This window comes from Brenneria sp. hezel4-2-4 (genome assembly GCF_013155275.1).
GTDB lineage: Bacteria > Pseudomonadota > Gammaproteobacteria > Enterobacterales > Enterobacteriaceae > Brenneria.
Map to the genome: position 1 here is coordinate 369,126 of NZ_JABJXS010000004.1, position 14,753 is coordinate 383,878.

Below are 14,753 nucleotides of genomic sequence, written 5' to 3' on the forward strand. Positions count from 1 at the left end.
TTGCTACTTAATCCGTCGTTTCCTGAGCCCTGTCGCCATTTGAGCGGCAGGGCTTTTTTGTCTTTATTTTCCATCATGAGGAGTCTGCTTATGACCCGTCTGGCTTCGCGCTTTGGCGCAGCAAACCTTATTCGTCGTGACCGTCCGTTAACCCGTGAAGAGTTGTTTCGGGTGGTGCCCAGTGTGTTCAGTGAGGAGAAGCATGCGTCACGCAGCGCACGGTATACCTGGATACCAACCATTACCGTTCTTGAAAACCTGCAGCGGGAGGGCTTTCAGCCGTTCTTTGCCTGTCAGACCAGGGTTCGTGACCCAGGGCGTCGCGAACACACAAAACACATGCTGCGCCTGCGTCGGGAGGGGCAGATCACCGGTAAACAGGTTCCGGAAATCATTCTGCTCAACTCCCATGACGGCACCAGCTCGTATCAGATGCTACCGGGATTATTTCGTGCGGTATGTCAGAACGGGCTCGTCTGCGGAGAATCGTTTGGCGAAGTGCGGGTGCCGCATAAAGGGGATGTGGTGAGTCAGGTGATTGAAGGCGCTTATGAGGTGTTGGGGATTTTTGACCGTGTGGAGGAGAAGCGGGATGCGATGCAGTCTTTGATGCTGCCTCCACCTGCGCAACAGGCGCTGGCACAGGCTGCACTGACGTACCGTTTCGGTGAGGACCACCAGCCGGTTGATCCATCACAGGTGCTTTCCCCACGCCGCTGGCAGGATGCAAGCAACGACCTGTGGACCACGTACCAGCGTATTCAGGAGAACCTGATTAAAGGCGGGCTCAGTGGGCGGAGTGCGAAAGGCGGACGAACGCATACCCGTGCCGTGCGCGGCATTGACGGTGATGTGAAGCTTAACCGTGCGCTGTGGGTGATGGCAGAAACGATGCTCAGCGGGTTTCAGACAAACAAATACTAGCTCCGGATTAACGCGGACATCACCTGTCCGTTCATTGCTCAATTTACAGGCAGCTTTTCCTCTGACTGAACACGAAGCCGCATTCTGATTGCATTCGGCCTGCTGAAAAAATACAGCTTCTGCTGTCCATATCTTGTCCGGCCCTCTCGTTACACTAATCACTTAATTTTCAGTCCATTAACAGAATGGAGAACGCCTCTCATGTCTCAGACTGAGCGCCGCCATGAGCGCCTTGCGGTCCGCTTGTCGCTGATTATCAGCCGCCTTGTGGCGGGAGAAACACTAATTATGCAGAAGCTGGCTGCCGAGTTCGGCGTGTCTGTACGCACGCTACGTCGGGATTTTCGTGAGCGGCTGACCTATCTCGACCTGGATTTCCGTGACGGGCAGTGCAGCCTGCTGTCTGGTAGTCGCCAGCGGGAACTGGCGGTGCAGACCTTCGTCCGCCACTCCGGCGTGGAGGCGCTCTTTCCGGATATCGACAACCAGATGGTTACCTCTCTGTTGAGTGCCAGCGAACCCCCCTGCCTTATCTGGCCCCGGGCACTGGCACGGCCTGACGTGTTTACGCGACTGGTTCGCGCTATCACTGAACACCGTCGGGTGACGCTGTTGGCAGAAGGCGGTCGTTACTCCGGGTTGGCCCCTTACCGCCTGGTGTGCAGCGACGGCTGCTGGTATCTGACCGGTGAGCTCGGGGGGCATATAACGGTTTTCCCGCTGGGCGATATTCACACGGTAACCTTCCACCCGGCACTGTTCGTGCCCGATGCACGGGTGCGTAACCTGTTGTCACATCCTGATTTTCTTCGGATATTACCTCACTTTCAGACTTTCCACTCACTGCTCGTTGTCAGTGACGACGGGTTTTCACCTCAAAAGGAACAGATATGAAATTACTTACTACCACGGCGCTGGCGCTCAGTCTGTGCGCGGGTACCGTTTTGCCAGTAGCCGCTGAAAATGTCGTAGGGACGGTTAAGGCCTGGCAATACATGCAAGCTGACGGCTGGAAATCAGCCGATGGTCTGGACAATCACACCCTCAGCAATGCGCTCTACGGTGCCAGAGTCATTGATAATTATCCCTGGACCCGGCAGTTTCTGCTGCGGATGGGATACAACGGAGGCTATTTTCTCGCTGACAAAAACACCAAAACGGTACGCAAACTTGCACTCAAAACGGCCAGTGGTTCCCCCGCCGATTTGACATCCGTGTACCAGGGGGAGGGTAAGGCGTGTGGGTTCACTCTGATTGATACCCAGGCCTCGCTGCTGGACGAGGCGCAACAGAGAGCAGGTGGTACAGATAATCCGACAGAAGCGTTGAACCATGCCCGGTCTACCTACGTTTCGAAAGCCATGCTGGTCGTGCCGGATAATTGCGTCAATCCAAAACAACAGGCCGCGCTGGCGGCTAAGCGTTCTCAAAAAGACCGCGAACTGCAGCAGTGGGTGGCAAAGCAAAGCATGGCTGAACTGTGCCGCCGTACTGGTAACTGCTGAGAATCTGGTTACAGGCGTTTTAAATTACATCAGATGCCTGGCAATCTATCGGGTGTATAGGACACCCATTAATTCAGGAAGAATGCCATGTTAAGAATTATAACCTCAGCCATACCCGCTCTCATTCTGTCACTCACCACCTTCAGTACCGGTGCCGCACAGCTTCCGGCAAGCCTGATGGATAAAGACAATCCAGGCCAAGAGTACTGGTGCCAGGGAAACGACATCAACACCTCCATGTGCTCACTGACCGGTGTCAGCGACGACCATAAATTTGCCCTGATTCAGGACCTGCCGGGTCCGGCCTGTGAGGACTTAAGCTTCGGGGTTATCGACCTGGTGCGCCAGACCGGTGTCAACATTCCTTACGACGGTGGTGACTGTAAGGGCGATGTGCAGGCCAGTTTTCTACGCGGCACGAAAGATAATGCCCTGTATGTGAAAATTGTCCGGGGCAGCAAAACCCTGCGGCTGTATAAGGTACAAACCGGTTACTGATTATCACCCCACACCTGCATACACCCACACCCCTGACGCGGCAGCGTCAGGGGTTTTTGCTTTTAAGGTACATCGAATGCCTGAATCTCACATGCTGCCACCGGGAGCTTTCACGCGACAGCAGGCTGAAGCTGTTACCCGCCGGTATCACAACCTCAGCATTGAAGACGACCAGGGCACTCACTTCCGCCTGGTGGTTCGTGACTCTGAAGGTCGAATGGTCTGGCGGGCATGGTGCTTTGAACCTGATGCTGGCGAAGGACTTAATCGTTATATCCGCAAGTCAGGCATCCTCAGAGCATCCTCCTCCTGACCACATCCATTAATCATCCCTGCATGTCCTTTATTTCCCATACGCCAGCCATCGTCGCTGGCGTTTTTATTGACGAAGAATATCCATGACGACACAAACGCAATGCGAATTGATGTCCGCTAATGCAACTCAATTTGCTCTCACTGCAACACCAGTACCTGACGAACAGCGTCTCAATTTCTGGCCGCTGTACTTTGGCGCTATCCCGCAGTGGATAACGCTGGAACCCCGTATTTTCGCCTGGATGGACCGCTTCTGTGATGAATACAGCGGTGGTATCTGGTCCTTTTACACGCTCAGCAATGGCGGCGCGTTTATGGCCCCTGATGCTGACGGGGACGATAAATGGCATCTGTTCAACGGCATGAACGGCAATGGTGCGGAAATGAGCGCGGAAGCCGCAGGTGTCGCTGTCTGCCTGATTGAATACAGCCATCACGCCTGTCGCACCGAATGCGATGCCATGACTGAGCACTATTACCGCCTGCGGGATTACGCTCTGCAGCACCCTGAATCCAGCGCCATTTTGCGCATTATTGATTAAGGATACTCATGATGGAACAGTCACTTATCCCACAGGCTCCGGCACTTCCATTGGCCGCACAACGCACGGTAAAACGCGCTTTAACGCTGCTTGACCGACACCTGCGAGAAACAGGTGTGGCATTCACCTCCACTCAGGCTGCCCGTGACTGGCTGAAACTGAAAATGGCGGGGCTGGAGCGCGAAGAGTTTATGGTGCTGTACTTGGACCAGCAGAACCAGTTGATTGCCCACGAAACCCTGTTTGCCGGTTCCATTAGTAGCACCGAGGTGCATCCCCGTGAGGTGGTCAAACGTGCCCTGTACTTCAATGCGGCAGCAGTGATACTGGCGCATAACCATCCTTCCGGTGACATTACACCCAGCCTGGCAGATAAGACCATCACGCAGCGTCTGGTGCAGGCGCTTCAGCTCGTTGATATCCGTGTGCCTGACCATCTCATTGTCGGTGGCACGCAGATATTGTCGTTCGCTGAACACGGTCTGCTTTGAGGTACGACATGAAAATTATCAGTAAACGCCGGGCGATGACGATTTACCGTCAGCATCCGGCCTCCCGCATTTTTCGATACGGCACCGGCAGGTACCAGTGGCACGGCAGCGTCAGTCATTATACCGGTCAGGTAGTTCCTGACATTCCTGACATTCCTGGCGTGCTGGCGGTATACGCCGAACGCCGCCAGGACCGCAACGGGCCCTATGCCTCTCTGATGAGTATCACCCTGAACTGACAATAAAGGAGAAGCCCGATGAGAAGTAATGTCACATGGGGACTGCAGCGGAATATTACACCGCGTCTGGGAGCACGTCTGGTGCAGGAGGGTAATCGGCTCCACTACTTGGCTGACCGGGCCAGTATTACCGGTAAGTTCAGTGACGCCGAATGTCTTAAGCTGGATGAAGCATTTCCTCATTTTATCAGTCAGATAGAATCGATGCTGACCACTGGTGAAATGAATCCTCGCCATGCCCGCTGCTTAACCCTGTCCCACAACGGTTTTACCTGTGAAGCCGATACTCTTGGCAGTTGCGGCTACGTATACATCGTCGTCTATCCTACTCAACGGTAAATAATTTCACGAGAATAAACATGAAAACTCTAGCTGCAAAGACTTTGCGGGCGGCTGAGCCATGCCCGTCACCAGTGATTGTCTGGAAAATATTACTTTCACGCCTGCTGGATCAGCACTATGGCCTGACACTGAATGACACCCCATTCAGTGATGAAACGGTTATTCAGGAACATATCAACGCCGGTATTACGCTGGCTGATGCTGTTAACTTTCTGGTGGATAAATATGGGTTGGTTCGTATCGATCGCAGAGGGTTTAGTTGGCAGGAGCAATCACCTTATCTTCGTGCCGTAGATATCCTGCGAGCACGACAGGCGATTGGTTTATTGCGACGAAGTCTTAATGATGCTGTATTGTGAGAGTTCTGAGCAGTCTTCCTGACTTAAATCACCAGTCTTCACCAAATTTATAGAACATACAAGCGCACCTGCCACTATTGGCAGGTGCGCTTGTATTTACAAAGTATAGCTAGTTTTAATGGTATTTATTATTAAGGATCGAGCTGAAATCCTCTTCATTGGTTTCAGCATCAATGACTGGTGGAACGTATGTGTTTAATTTTTTACTGATGCCAAATATCTTGAGAACACAGGATAACATCCAGAACCATGGAATAAGAGTAGCTAAGGTGACAGTTAGGAAGAAAATAAACTGACTGACATCTTCACGTGAATAGCTTTTAATTACCTCTGAGCCCATAATGGTCAGTATAAAAATAAGCATGAGTGGTAAAGACCACTTTAAATGATTATGAGGGTATATCTTGCCATCGCCGATATCATATAATCCCGGCCAACGTAATATCGCTTTGAGTGATTGAATATAGGTTTGAGAGTGGCTGGAATGAAAAGCCACAAGCCTGTAGGATAAATCTCTGTCCCTATGTAGACCTAAAGATAGAAGGCGGAATTGTTGTTCAGCCACATCTAGTGGGTCTGAAGATGGTGGTTTTGATTGCCTTAACCATTTAACAGCTTCGATCTGCTCTAAAGGAGAACGAGAAAAGAAATCCCGTCGGCTGAAGTGGACATACTTTTTCGCAATTGCGGCGAGAATGGCAAGGGTGACGCTTGTGATAACTGGGATATTGAGCAAATCTTTTACCATTGTGAACATCATCTTTCCCTTCTTAATCTTAAATGAACTGAAGATAACAGATTGATTTGTTTACAGGAGATTTTTTTCCAGAGTGAGGCAAGAAGCATTAGTATTGCTATGTAAGTGCTAATTGTTGGATCTGTCTAGGAAAGAGAAATATTCCCAGCTGAAATTATTCAGGATGGTATGATTACTGCATCATCGTTTAGATGATTCAGGCGTTATGTTAATACGCTGATTTTTGAAGGAAAGTAATTGAGTATACATGTGAGTATATAAATAAAATTTTTACATATTAATTACTTAAAATTCAGTTGATTGTTGTTGATTAGCGAGTCCGGCCTTCGCACCATCGTATGAAAATCAAGTCACCTCATGGTGGCTTTTTTTATGTCCATAATCGTCCAGAGACGTCTATATCTATCTATAAAATAACGATTTTTAATTTCATTTCCCTCTCCGCTATTTTGTCTGTTTTATCCACAGTGGTCTTTTTTCGTCCATTGACATCCAGCTGATTTGGGGGTCAAGATGAGGGTCAATTCACTTCGATTATGAGTTGACCCCCAAATTATGGCGCTGACCGACGTTGTTGCCCGTACCGCCAAGCCGCGCGAGAAAGCCTACAAGCTCGCGGATGCGCATGGCCTGTATCTTTTTGGTGAGTCCTAACGGCTCTAAACTCTGGTATCTCAAGTACCGCTTTGCAGGTAAGGAAAGCCGGATTGCTTTCGGCGCCTATCCGCTGATCTCGCTGGCGAAGGCCAGAGAGAAACGTGACGAGGTGCGATTGCTGCTGTTGGAGGGCATCCACCCAACGGAAAAGCGTGAAGAAGAGAAAGTGCAGGCACAAGAAACGTTGAATACCTTTGCGAAGGTCGCGCAAGACTGGCATCGAAACATCAGTCAAAACCGATGGTCGGAAACACATGCCGGACGGGTATGGCGCGATATGGAACGGAATATTCTGCCAGCCATCGGGCATCGCCATATTGCCGATCTGAAAGCTAAAGATCTGCTTGAACCGCTGAAAGCCGTGGAACAAAACGGGCATCTTGATTTGGCGTCACGGTTGCGCCAGCGCGTCACCGATATCATGCGCTACGCGGTGCAGAACGATCTGATAGAGCGCAACCCTGCGCAAGACCTCTCTGGTGCGATAGCCGCGCCAAAAGCCACCCACCGGCCTGCATTGAAGCTGAACAAACTGCCGGATTCTCTGGCAAGGATTGAACGCCACAAAGGGCGGGCATTAACCAAGCTGGCGTTAAAACTTACTCTGTACGTTTTCATCCGCTCCAGTGAGCTACGTTTTGCCCGCTGGCCGGAAATCGATTTCAAATGCGCCATGTGGACGATACCGGCTGAACGCGAAGCCATCCCCGGCGTGAAGCACTCACAGCGTGGCGCAAAGATGCGCTCTGAACATCTGGTGCCGTTATCCCGACAGGCTTTGGCGCTGTTGGAAGAGATCAAGGCCATCAGCGGCTCTCATGAACTGATCTCGCTGGCGATCACCGGCCAACCAAACCGATGAGTGAAAACACCGTCAACAATGCATTGCGGGTAATGGGCTACGACACCACCACCGAAGTATGTGGACACGGTTTCCGCACTATGGCCTGTAGCGCACTAGTTGAGTCCGGCCAGTGGTCACGGGATGCGGTGGAACGGCAAATGAGCCATCAGGAACGTAATGGCGTCCGTGCCGCCTATATCCATAAAGCAGAACATCTGGATGAGCGCAGGCTGATGCTGCAATGGTGGGCGGATTATCTGGATGCGAATCGGGATGAGTATGTGGTGCCGTATGAGTTTAAAAATATCTGATTCATTAGGGTGTTAGCGATGAAAAAAACGAAAAAACCAACGGTGGCAGTTACTTATCTGATTGAAGAGGCAGAACAGCGTCATCAAAGGGTCTTACAAGGACTTGCTGATGTTGATGCTGGGCGTGTTGTGAATCACTCTGATATGCAGGCGTTTATCGCCAGACTGAAGAAAGCCTAATCAATAGAAATACAGGGCGTATCCTGTATCGAAAGCCTATGCATTAAGCGCCGCGCCAGCCCCTTTTTGGGGAGGGGCTGGCGCTCATTTTTCTTATGTGGATGATTTTTTCTGCTGCTCATAATACCCAAGTATCATTTCCGCCAGATCGTTTTACAACATTACCTTTTTACAGCATATAAGCTGTTTTATCATTTTACAGCTTATTTGATGTATTTTGTTTTTACAGCTTATAGAGTGTATTATGTAAAAACAGCCTATAGTATGTATAAGCATCTAAAATAAGGGTAAGTGCCTTATGAATACTGTTTATCCGTTGAAAACCTTGAATCAGTTGCGCCCATTGCTGATTGGCTTTCGCAAAGCTAAGGGACTGACGCAAAAAGAAGTGTCTGAAAGGTTAGGTGTAACACAGCAAACTTATGCCCGTCTGGAAGCAAATCCTGGAAGCGCCAGTATTGAGCGCTTGTTTAAAGTGCTTACTGTTCTGGGGGTTGAGGTGGTGCTGTCTTCTGGACCAAGAGTACATTTCTCGATGTCATCCTCAACAATGGAAGAGCCAGAAAAGCCAATAGACTCACCCGCCAGACGGGAAAAATGGTGATGATATGCATCGTACACAACAGCGTTTAGCGATATGGATGAACGGGATCCAGGTTGGATTTTGGGAAAAGACCAGAGGCGAAGATAGGTTGCAATACCTTCCCGAATGGATTGCTGATGAACAGGGAAGACCTTTATCACTCTCTTTGCTTTTCACCCCCGGTAATCAGCTTTGGCGCGGCAATGTGGTACGCGACTATTTTGATAATTTATTGCCTGACAGCGAAGGCATTCGTAGGCGTTTAGCAATGCGTTACCATGCTGACAGCCTTGAGCCTTTTGATCTGTTGGCTGAGCTGGGAAGAGACTGTGTCGGTGCAATACAGTTACTGAATGTTGATGAGGAACCCACAGATTTATTTTCCGTAAATTATCGCCCGCTTTCTGAAGCTGAGATCGCCACAAGATTGCGTAATACCACGGCGGCATTGTTGCCAGGTCGGCAGGATGATACTGACGATTTGCGTTTATCAATTGCCGGTGCGCAGGAAAAAACGGCTTTACTGTGGCATAAAGAACAATGGTGTTTACCAAAAGGTAATACCCCAACGACACATATCTTTAAGCTACCACTTGGGCTGGTTGGTAATATGCAAGCGGATATGAGTACGTCGGTTGAAAATGAATGGCTATGTTCTTTGCTTCTTGAGCACTATGGGATCCCTGTAGCAAAAACACAGATTGCGCAGTTTGAAGATCAGAAGGCATTGGTTGTTGAGCGTTTTGACAGAAGATGGTCAGGTGATCGGCAATGGATCATTCGCTTGCCACAAGAGGATATGTGTCAGGCTTTGGGTGTTTCCCCGCTACGAAAATACCAGTCTGATGGTGGGCCCAGTATTTCCGATATTATGGCCATACTGAGTCATTCAGAGCAGTTTGAGCAGGACAAAAAGCAGTTTTTCAGAGCGCAAATTATTTTCTGGCTGATAGCGGCTACTGACGGCCATGCCAAAAATTTCAGTATCGCTATTGAGCCACAAGGTCGCTATCACCTTACGCCTCTTTATGATCTTTTATCGGCATGGCCGGTCATTGGTCCGCGTAATAACCAGATTTCTTGGCAGAAGTGCAAGCTGGCAATGGCCGTTCGCGGTAGCAGTAATTATTACCACCTATACAAAATTCAACGGCGACATTGGATCAAGCAGGGTGAGTTAACCGGTCTGGGCAGACGACAGGTTGAATCCATGATGGATGATATTATATCCAGAACACCTGAAGTTATTGAACGTATATCTGCGTTGCTGCCTGAGTCATTCCCACCAGAGCTTGCTGAATGTATTTTTGAGGGTATGCGGCAACAGTGCGGTCGGTTACAAGAAATGCACCGTAAATAAGATATTGAAGAACGTCTTGAAACAATTCACCTTTCAGGCAGGGGTAGCCATAAAACGGTGAGTGACTAGGGAAAGTGATCATAGACCCTGTACACGATTCTGTGTAAATGCCTTTTCTCAGAAGTTACCGTCCAGGCGGTCACCGAACTCGATAATAAAACGGCTCATCGCCAGCCGCCAGTTTTGTATCGGCATCGTCCATTTTTTTGATGCCGACTGTATCGCCAGCCACACCACTTTCCTCACTGAGTCATCTGTCGGGAACACCTTGCGTTTCTTGATCGCATGCCGGATGACGCCGTTCAGCGATTCTATAGCATTGGTCGTGTAAATCACCTTACGGATATCATCCGGGTACGCGAAGAATGTTGACAGATTCACCCAGTTTGCCCGCCAGCTCCGGCTGATTTGCGGGTAGCGTTCGTCCCAAACCCTGGCGAACGTTTCCAACGCCTGCAACGCCGCCTCTTCCGTCTCTGCTCCGTAAACCGCCTTCAGGTCACAGGGACGGCCTTGTAATCCTTCCAGGACACGAACCGCAGGCTATTGCGGATCATATGCACGATGCACATTTGGATACGCGTCTCCGGGTAGACCGCATTGATGGCATCAGGGAAGCCTTTCAGACCGTCAACACAGGCGATTAGAATGTTGTTCAGGCCTCTGTTTTCCAGCTCTGTCAGCACATTCGGGTAGTCATGCCTTTGGCGTATAACGACAGGATTTGGTTATCCATGCTGGTTATACGGGCCTGTAACTGTTTTTCGTCCATAAGTTAACCTGCTTTTGATGTTGGATTGAACATATCAAAATCAGGCAATTACACAAATTTATATACAGGCTCTTGATGCCGGACGCGTTGTGAATCACTCCGATGTGTTTTCCCGTCCGTGGCCGAAAGAAGAATGGCTTGTGGCTACGGCGCTGGACGTGCATCCTGCGGAAATCTGGCCCAGCCGTTATTTTGATGATTCGGGAATATTGCTTGATAGAAAGGCAAGAAGGGAAAAGGGATTAAGACAGGGTAAGTAATTATACCCAAGATCATTGAAACTGCTTGATTTTGTACGGCCTGAAGATCATGCTTCGTCAATAGATGTTGAAGTCGCGCCTGAACAGATAGTTTTCATATATTGAGGCCAGTATCTTCGAATTAACCGGGTATGGAGTTTGTCGCTAACTGGAGGGTATATGCCCGAAATAAACAGCCTTTTTGCATTCTCGCTAATAGCTCTTGGGATGGTGCTTACGCCGGGGCCCAATATGATATACCTTATTTCACGTTCTATTTGCCAGGGGCGTGCTGCTGGACTGATTTCGCTCGGAGGCGTCGCGCTGGGTTTTGTCTTTTACATGATCTGTGCAGCATTTGGTATAACAGCGATAGTGATGGCTGTTCCTTATGCTTACGATACAATCCGGATCGCGGGTGCTATTTATCTCTTATGGCTGGCATGGCAGGCAATACGTCCAAACGGAAGGTCACCCTTTCAGATTAAAGTATTGCCGAAGGATAGCGCTCGGAAACTTTTCATTATGGGATTCCTGACCAATTTGTTAAATCCCAAGATCGCCGTGATGTATTTATCGTTATTACCACAGTTTATCAACCCCGCTCATGGTAGCGTCTTAACGCAGTCGTTAGCCCTCGGTATGACACAGATAATCATTAGCGTTTCAGTCAACGCCGTAATCGCCATATCTGCCGGAACAATCGCACATTTTCTCACGAAACGGCCATCCTTTTCGTTAATCCAACGCTGGGTTATGGGGGGTGTTCTGACGACCCTCGCCGTCAAAATATTAGGTGAATCTCGCCGTTAAAAGACCCCAGTTAAAACCCGATATCAACACTAATGGCGCGATGGGGAGATACCATGAAACGCATTTCACCAGAACGTGAATTAGCGGCACTGGCTAAATTACTCCCCATTTGCTCTGACAGACGTTGTTGTTCATACCGCCAAGCCTTGCGAGAAAGTCTGCGCACTTGCGGATGCGCATGAGTTGTGCTGGCGGCGGATTTATAGAAATCAGGCGTCCAGTCACTACAAAAGCAATAGCTTATTGCACTCTGCCCATACAGCGCTGGCGACGCTCGTCGACCCGTTTCGCGAACCATGCCGTCGTCAATTTACGGGTGATTTTGGGGCTTTCCAATGCGATGCCCGGCAAGATTTCACGCGGCGTCTTGCCGCCGTTGGATTTATCGGCCAACGCATAGACTCGCTCATACAAACTGGTTTTTTCAAAATCCAGACTGTCGCCTTTTTCCAGCGCGCGGCGGATCGCCGCATCGCTCATGTCCAGACGTTTACTCAGCGAACGCACCGCCAGTTCCGTCGAGCCCGGTTTATCGGAAGCGTAATTGATTAAATCGCCATCCAGCGCCAGCGTAATGCCGCTCAGGCGGCTAACCGCCCGCTGGAAGGCCGCATTGCGACTGGCGTACCAGCCGGCATTAAAATCAGCAAAGCGATAGAGGGATTGGGTGTAATTCGCGGGATAGCCCAGCAGATGCATAATCCCGAAGTACATTCCCCCACGTCGGCTGAACACTTCACGGCGGATCGAGCCGTCCACCTGGTACGGATAGCCTTTGGCGTTGGCCTCGGCGAACGCAATGCTCACCTGCATCGGCCCGCCGGTGCGTACCGGATTCAGCCGCCCGAACAGCGTTTGCCCCATCGGGGCCATATTGATGAAATCATCAAAGATCGCGCTCAGCTCTTTTTCGCTGCGCACCTTGTCCAACCGTTCGCTGTAACTTTTGCCGTTAGGTGATTTAATGAGCAACGCGGTTCGCACCAGCAGAGCCGGAATATGCAGTTTATCCGCGCGGCGATCGATCTCCTGCCAGGCGATTTTCGCTAACCCCGGCACCTGCGGATCGGCCTTGAACGTCGATTCCTGCTCGGTGACCGCCAGTACCGAGCACAGATTTTCATTACTGGCCTCAATGCCTTGTGCGGTAAACGCGGCGGCAATATCGGTTGCCCATCCCTGACGATCGCTGACGTTGGCAGGCAACAGTTTCAGCAGTTGCGCGCGGATCTCCGCCGGGCGCGGCGCCGGCGTCGGTGAAGTGTGACTCGCACACCCGGCCAGCACCAACAAAGCCAGCAGACAAAATGGGCGAAGCCCGGAAATACGGTAATGTGACATCTTATCCCTGAGAATGAGAAAGCAGGCGCAGAGACGGTAGCGCAGCAGGCGCTGATGATCCAGCAAACAACATGCTTTTCTCACCTGCTGCGGCCGAATTTACGACGCCATCTCGCGTTTAAATACCGCCAGCGTATGGGCTTTGACCCGAATAAACTCCGGATCGCTCATCGCCTCGGCGCCGCGCGGCCTCGGCAGGTTAAAAGGAACCACTTCGGCAACCTGCGTCGGGCGGCGGGTCAGCAGCAGGATCTCATCCGCCAGGAATACCGCATCCTCCAGGTCGTGCGAGACGATCAGCATGCTTACCCCGGTGGCAATCTGTACTTCCTGTAATTTGTCGCGGATAAACAGCGTCATCTCAAAATCCAGCGCGGAAAAAGGTTCGTCAAGAAACATCACTTCCGGCTTTGGCCCCAGCGCGCGCATGATGCACACGGTCTGTTGCTGCCCGCCGGAAAGCTCATAAGGGTAACGCTGGAGGTCGAAACGGATTTCAAACATGGCGATCAGTTCCTCCACCCGCTGTTTTACCTCTGCCTTCTTCATGCCGCGGCGAATCAACGGATAAGCGATATTCGCGTAGGCGCTCATCCAGGGAAACAACGCATCGCGATAGTTCTGGAATACGTAGCCGATGGTGGTATCCGCCAGCAGCTTACCGTCGAACAGGATTTCCCCTTTATCCACCGGTATCAGCCCGGCAATCATATTCATCAGCGTCGACTTGCCGCAGCCATTCGGGCCGAATATCGAAACAATTTTGCCGCGCGGCAAATCCAGATTCAGATTGCTGTACAACGGCTGCCCGGCAAAAGACTTGTCCAGCCCGCGAATGGTTACATGCGTATCGGCCGGCGGATATTGATCCAACTGCGGCCCACGGTAGTCTGGCTGTAATGCGATAGGTTTCGTCATGCTTTGCCGCTCCAGTGAACAATTCTCTTCTCAACCAGTAAAAAAAGCAGATTCAACAGATAACCCAGCGCACCGGTTATCAGAATCGAGGCATACATATCCCTGATGTTGAAAATTTGTTGGGCGTCGATAATGCGATGGCCCAGCCCGGTTTCCGATCCGATGAACATTTCCGCGACAATCACGATCACCAGCGCCATCGACACGCCGGTGCGCAACCCGACAAAGGTTTGCGCCAGGCTTTCCATCAGCATGATGTCTTTGAAAATATGCCAGCGGGACACCCCCATGACCTGCGCGGCCATCACCCGGGTTTTCTTCGCGTTCATCACCCCATAGGCGCTGTTAAACAGGATCACCAGTACTGCGGCAAAAGCGGCAATGGCGATTTTATTCGCATCGGTAATCCCGAAAATCAATAAGAACAAAGGAATAAGCGCCGAAGACGGCGTCGATCGGAAAAAATCGATCAGAAATTCAACGCTGCGATACACTGTTTCGCTGCTGCCGAGAATGACGCCGAGCGGCACACCGATCGCCGCGGCAAAGGCGAACGCCATCAGGGTGCGGTAAAGCGTCGAGGAAATATCCTGACGCATTCCCGCCTCGCCAAGGGCGTGAAACAGATAACTCAGCGTCTCCGTCGGGGAAGGCAGCAGCACCGGATTCAGCCATTTGGCGCTGACGGCAAGCTGCCACAGCAGAAACAGCAAAATGGGGCCAAGAAAAGGCAACAGCTTACGATTCATAATCTCTCCTGGTT

17 protein-coding genes and 4 pseudogenes are annotated in these 14,753 nt (G+C 50.7%); 16 read left to right on the top strand and 5 right to left on the bottom strand.

What is annotated here, in order from left to right:
* The first annotated feature begins 90 nt into the window (after nt 1–90).
* The 10 genes from HOY33_RS11360 to HOY33_RS11405 all read left to right on the top strand — a co-directional run bounded on the left by HOY33_RS11360 (nt 91) and on the right by HOY33_RS11405 (nt 5,215).
* A complete protein-coding gene (locus HOY33_RS11360; RefSeq protein ID WP_172290315.1) occupies nt 91–924 on the top strand; it encodes a DUF932 domain-containing protein in 834 nt (277 codons plus the stop codon).
* Nucleotides 925–1,125: 201 nt separating this feature from the next.
* Complete coding sequence (locus tag HOY33_RS11365; RefSeq protein WP_172290316.1) at nt 1,126–1,818, top strand: WYL domain-containing protein; 693 nt, start codon at nt 1,126–1,128, stop codon at nt 1,816–1,818.
* Entirely contained in the window at nt 1,815–2,429 is a 615-nt protein-coding gene (locus HOY33_RS11370; RefSeq protein WP_172290317.1) for a hypothetical protein, read from the top strand. The genes HOY33_RS11365 and HOY33_RS11370 overlap by 4 nt, the downstream gene beginning before the upstream one ends.
* An 87-nt stretch (nt 2,430–2,516) precedes the next feature.
* A complete protein-coding gene (locus HOY33_RS11375; protein WP_172290318.1) occupies nt 2,517–2,927 on the top strand; it encodes a hypothetical protein in 411 nt (136 codons plus the stop codon).
* A gap of 76 nt (nt 2,928–3,003) precedes the next feature.
* Entirely contained in the window at nt 3,004–3,240 is a 237-nt protein-coding gene (locus HOY33_RS11380; RefSeq protein WP_172290319.1) for a DUF905 domain-containing protein, read from the top strand.
* Nucleotides 3,241–3,325: 85 nt separating this feature from the next.
* Nucleotides 3,326–3,784, top strand: coding sequence for an antirestriction protein (locus tag HOY33_RS11385; RefSeq protein WP_172290320.1), 459 nt, complete (start codon nt 3,326–3,328; stop codon nt 3,782–3,784).
* 8 nt (nt 3,785–3,792) lie between these two features.
* Nucleotides 3,793–4,275: a DNA repair protein RadC gene (radC, locus tag HOY33_RS11390; protein ID WP_172290321.1), complete on the top strand. Its 483-nt coding sequence runs from the start codon at nt 3,793–3,795 to the stop codon at nt 4,273–4,275.
* An 8-nt stretch (nt 4,276–4,283) separates the two neighbouring features.
* Complete coding sequence (locus HOY33_RS11395; RefSeq protein WP_172290322.1) at nt 4,284–4,514, top strand: DUF987 domain-containing protein; 231 nt, start codon at nt 4,284–4,286, stop codon at nt 4,512–4,514.
* An 18-nt stretch (nt 4,515–4,532) separates the two neighbouring features.
* Complete coding sequence (locus HOY33_RS11400; protein WP_172290323.1) at nt 4,533–4,853, top strand: type IV toxin-antitoxin system YeeU family antitoxin; 321 nt, start codon at nt 4,533–4,535, stop codon at nt 4,851–4,853.
* A gap of 20 nt (nt 4,854–4,873) precedes the next feature.
* Nucleotides 4,874–5,215 (top strand): TA system toxin CbtA family protein, encoded by a 342-nt coding sequence (locus HOY33_RS11405; protein ID WP_172290324.1) that lies wholly within the window; start codon nt 4,874–4,876, stop codon nt 5,213–5,215.
* A 115-nt stretch (nt 5,216–5,330) separates the two neighbouring features.
* Here the strand turns inward: HOY33_RS11405 and HOY33_RS11410 are convergent, their stop codons facing one another.
* Entirely contained in the window at nt 5,331–5,975 is a 645-nt protein-coding gene (locus HOY33_RS11410) for a hypothetical protein (RefSeq protein ID WP_216660477.1), read from the bottom strand.
* A gap of 552 nt (nt 5,976–6,527) precedes the next feature.
* Between HOY33_RS11410 and HOY33_RS11415 the strand changes: the two are divergent.
* The 4 genes and pseudogenes from HOY33_RS11415 to HOY33_RS11430 all read left to right on the top strand — a co-directional run bounded on the left by HOY33_RS11415 (nt 6,528) and on the right by HOY33_RS11430 (nt 9,907).
* A pseudogene (locus HOY33_RS11415) lies at nt 6,528–7,784 on the top strand (tyrosine-type recombinase/integrase).
* A gap of 66 nt (nt 7,785–7,850) precedes the next feature.
* A pseudogene (locus HOY33_RS11420) lies at nt 7,851–7,964 on the top strand (CopG family transcriptional regulator); the annotation flags it as partial.
* Nucleotides 7,965–8,262: 298 nt separating this feature from the next.
* Nucleotides 8,263–8,568, top strand: a complete 306-nt coding sequence (locus HOY33_RS11425) for a helix-turn-helix domain-containing protein (RefSeq protein WP_172290326.1) — start codon at nt 8,263–8,265, stop codon at nt 8,566–8,568.
* Nucleotides 8,569–8,572: 4 nt separating this feature from the next.
* Nucleotides 8,573–9,907 (top strand): type II toxin-antitoxin system HipA family toxin, encoded by a 1,335-nt coding sequence (locus tag HOY33_RS11430; RefSeq protein WP_172290327.1) that lies wholly within the window; start codon nt 8,573–8,575, stop codon nt 9,905–9,907.
* A 117-nt stretch (nt 9,908–10,024) separates the two neighbouring features.
* On the opposite strand, the pseudogene HOY33_RS11435 reads toward HOY33_RS11430, so the two are convergent.
* Nucleotides 10,025–10,596 (bottom strand): annotated as a pseudogene (locus tag HOY33_RS11435) (IS256 family transposase); the annotation flags it as partial.
* 181 nt (nt 10,597–10,777) lie between these two features.
* Between HOY33_RS11435 and HOY33_RS11440 the strand changes: the two are divergent.
* Both HOY33_RS11440 and HOY33_RS11445 read left to right on the top strand, forming a co-directional pair.
* Nucleotides 10,778–10,939: pseudogene (locus HOY33_RS11440) on the top strand (helix-turn-helix domain-containing protein); the annotation flags it as partial.
* A 159-nt stretch (nt 10,940–11,098) separates the two neighbouring features.
* Nucleotides 11,099–11,731, top strand: coding sequence for a LysE family translocator (locus tag HOY33_RS11445; RefSeq protein ID WP_172290328.1), 633 nt, complete (start codon nt 11,099–11,101; stop codon nt 11,729–11,731).
* Between the two features lie 240 nt (nt 11,732–11,971).
* Here the strand turns inward: HOY33_RS11445 and HOY33_RS11450 are convergent, their stop codons facing one another.
* The 3 genes from HOY33_RS11450 to HOY33_RS11460 form a co-directional block, all read right to left on the bottom strand.
* Complete coding sequence (locus tag HOY33_RS11450) at nt 11,972–13,072, bottom strand: DUF1615 domain-containing protein (RefSeq protein WP_172290432.1); 1,101 nt, start codon at nt 13,070–13,072, stop codon at nt 11,972–11,974.
* A 99-nt stretch (nt 13,073–13,171) separates the two neighbouring features.
* Nucleotides 13,172–13,990 carry an ABC transporter ATP-binding protein gene (locus HOY33_RS11455; protein ID WP_172290329.1) on the bottom strand — a complete coding sequence of 273 codons (819 nt, stop codon included), beginning with the start codon at nt 13,988–13,990 and terminating at the stop codon, nt 13,172–13,174.
* Entirely contained in the window at nt 13,987–14,739 is a 753-nt protein-coding gene (locus HOY33_RS11460) for an ABC transporter permease (protein WP_172290330.1), read from the bottom strand. Before HOY33_RS11460 ends, HOY33_RS11455 begins: the two co-directional genes overlap by 4 nt.
* Nucleotides 14,740–14,753: the final 14 nt, after the last annotated feature.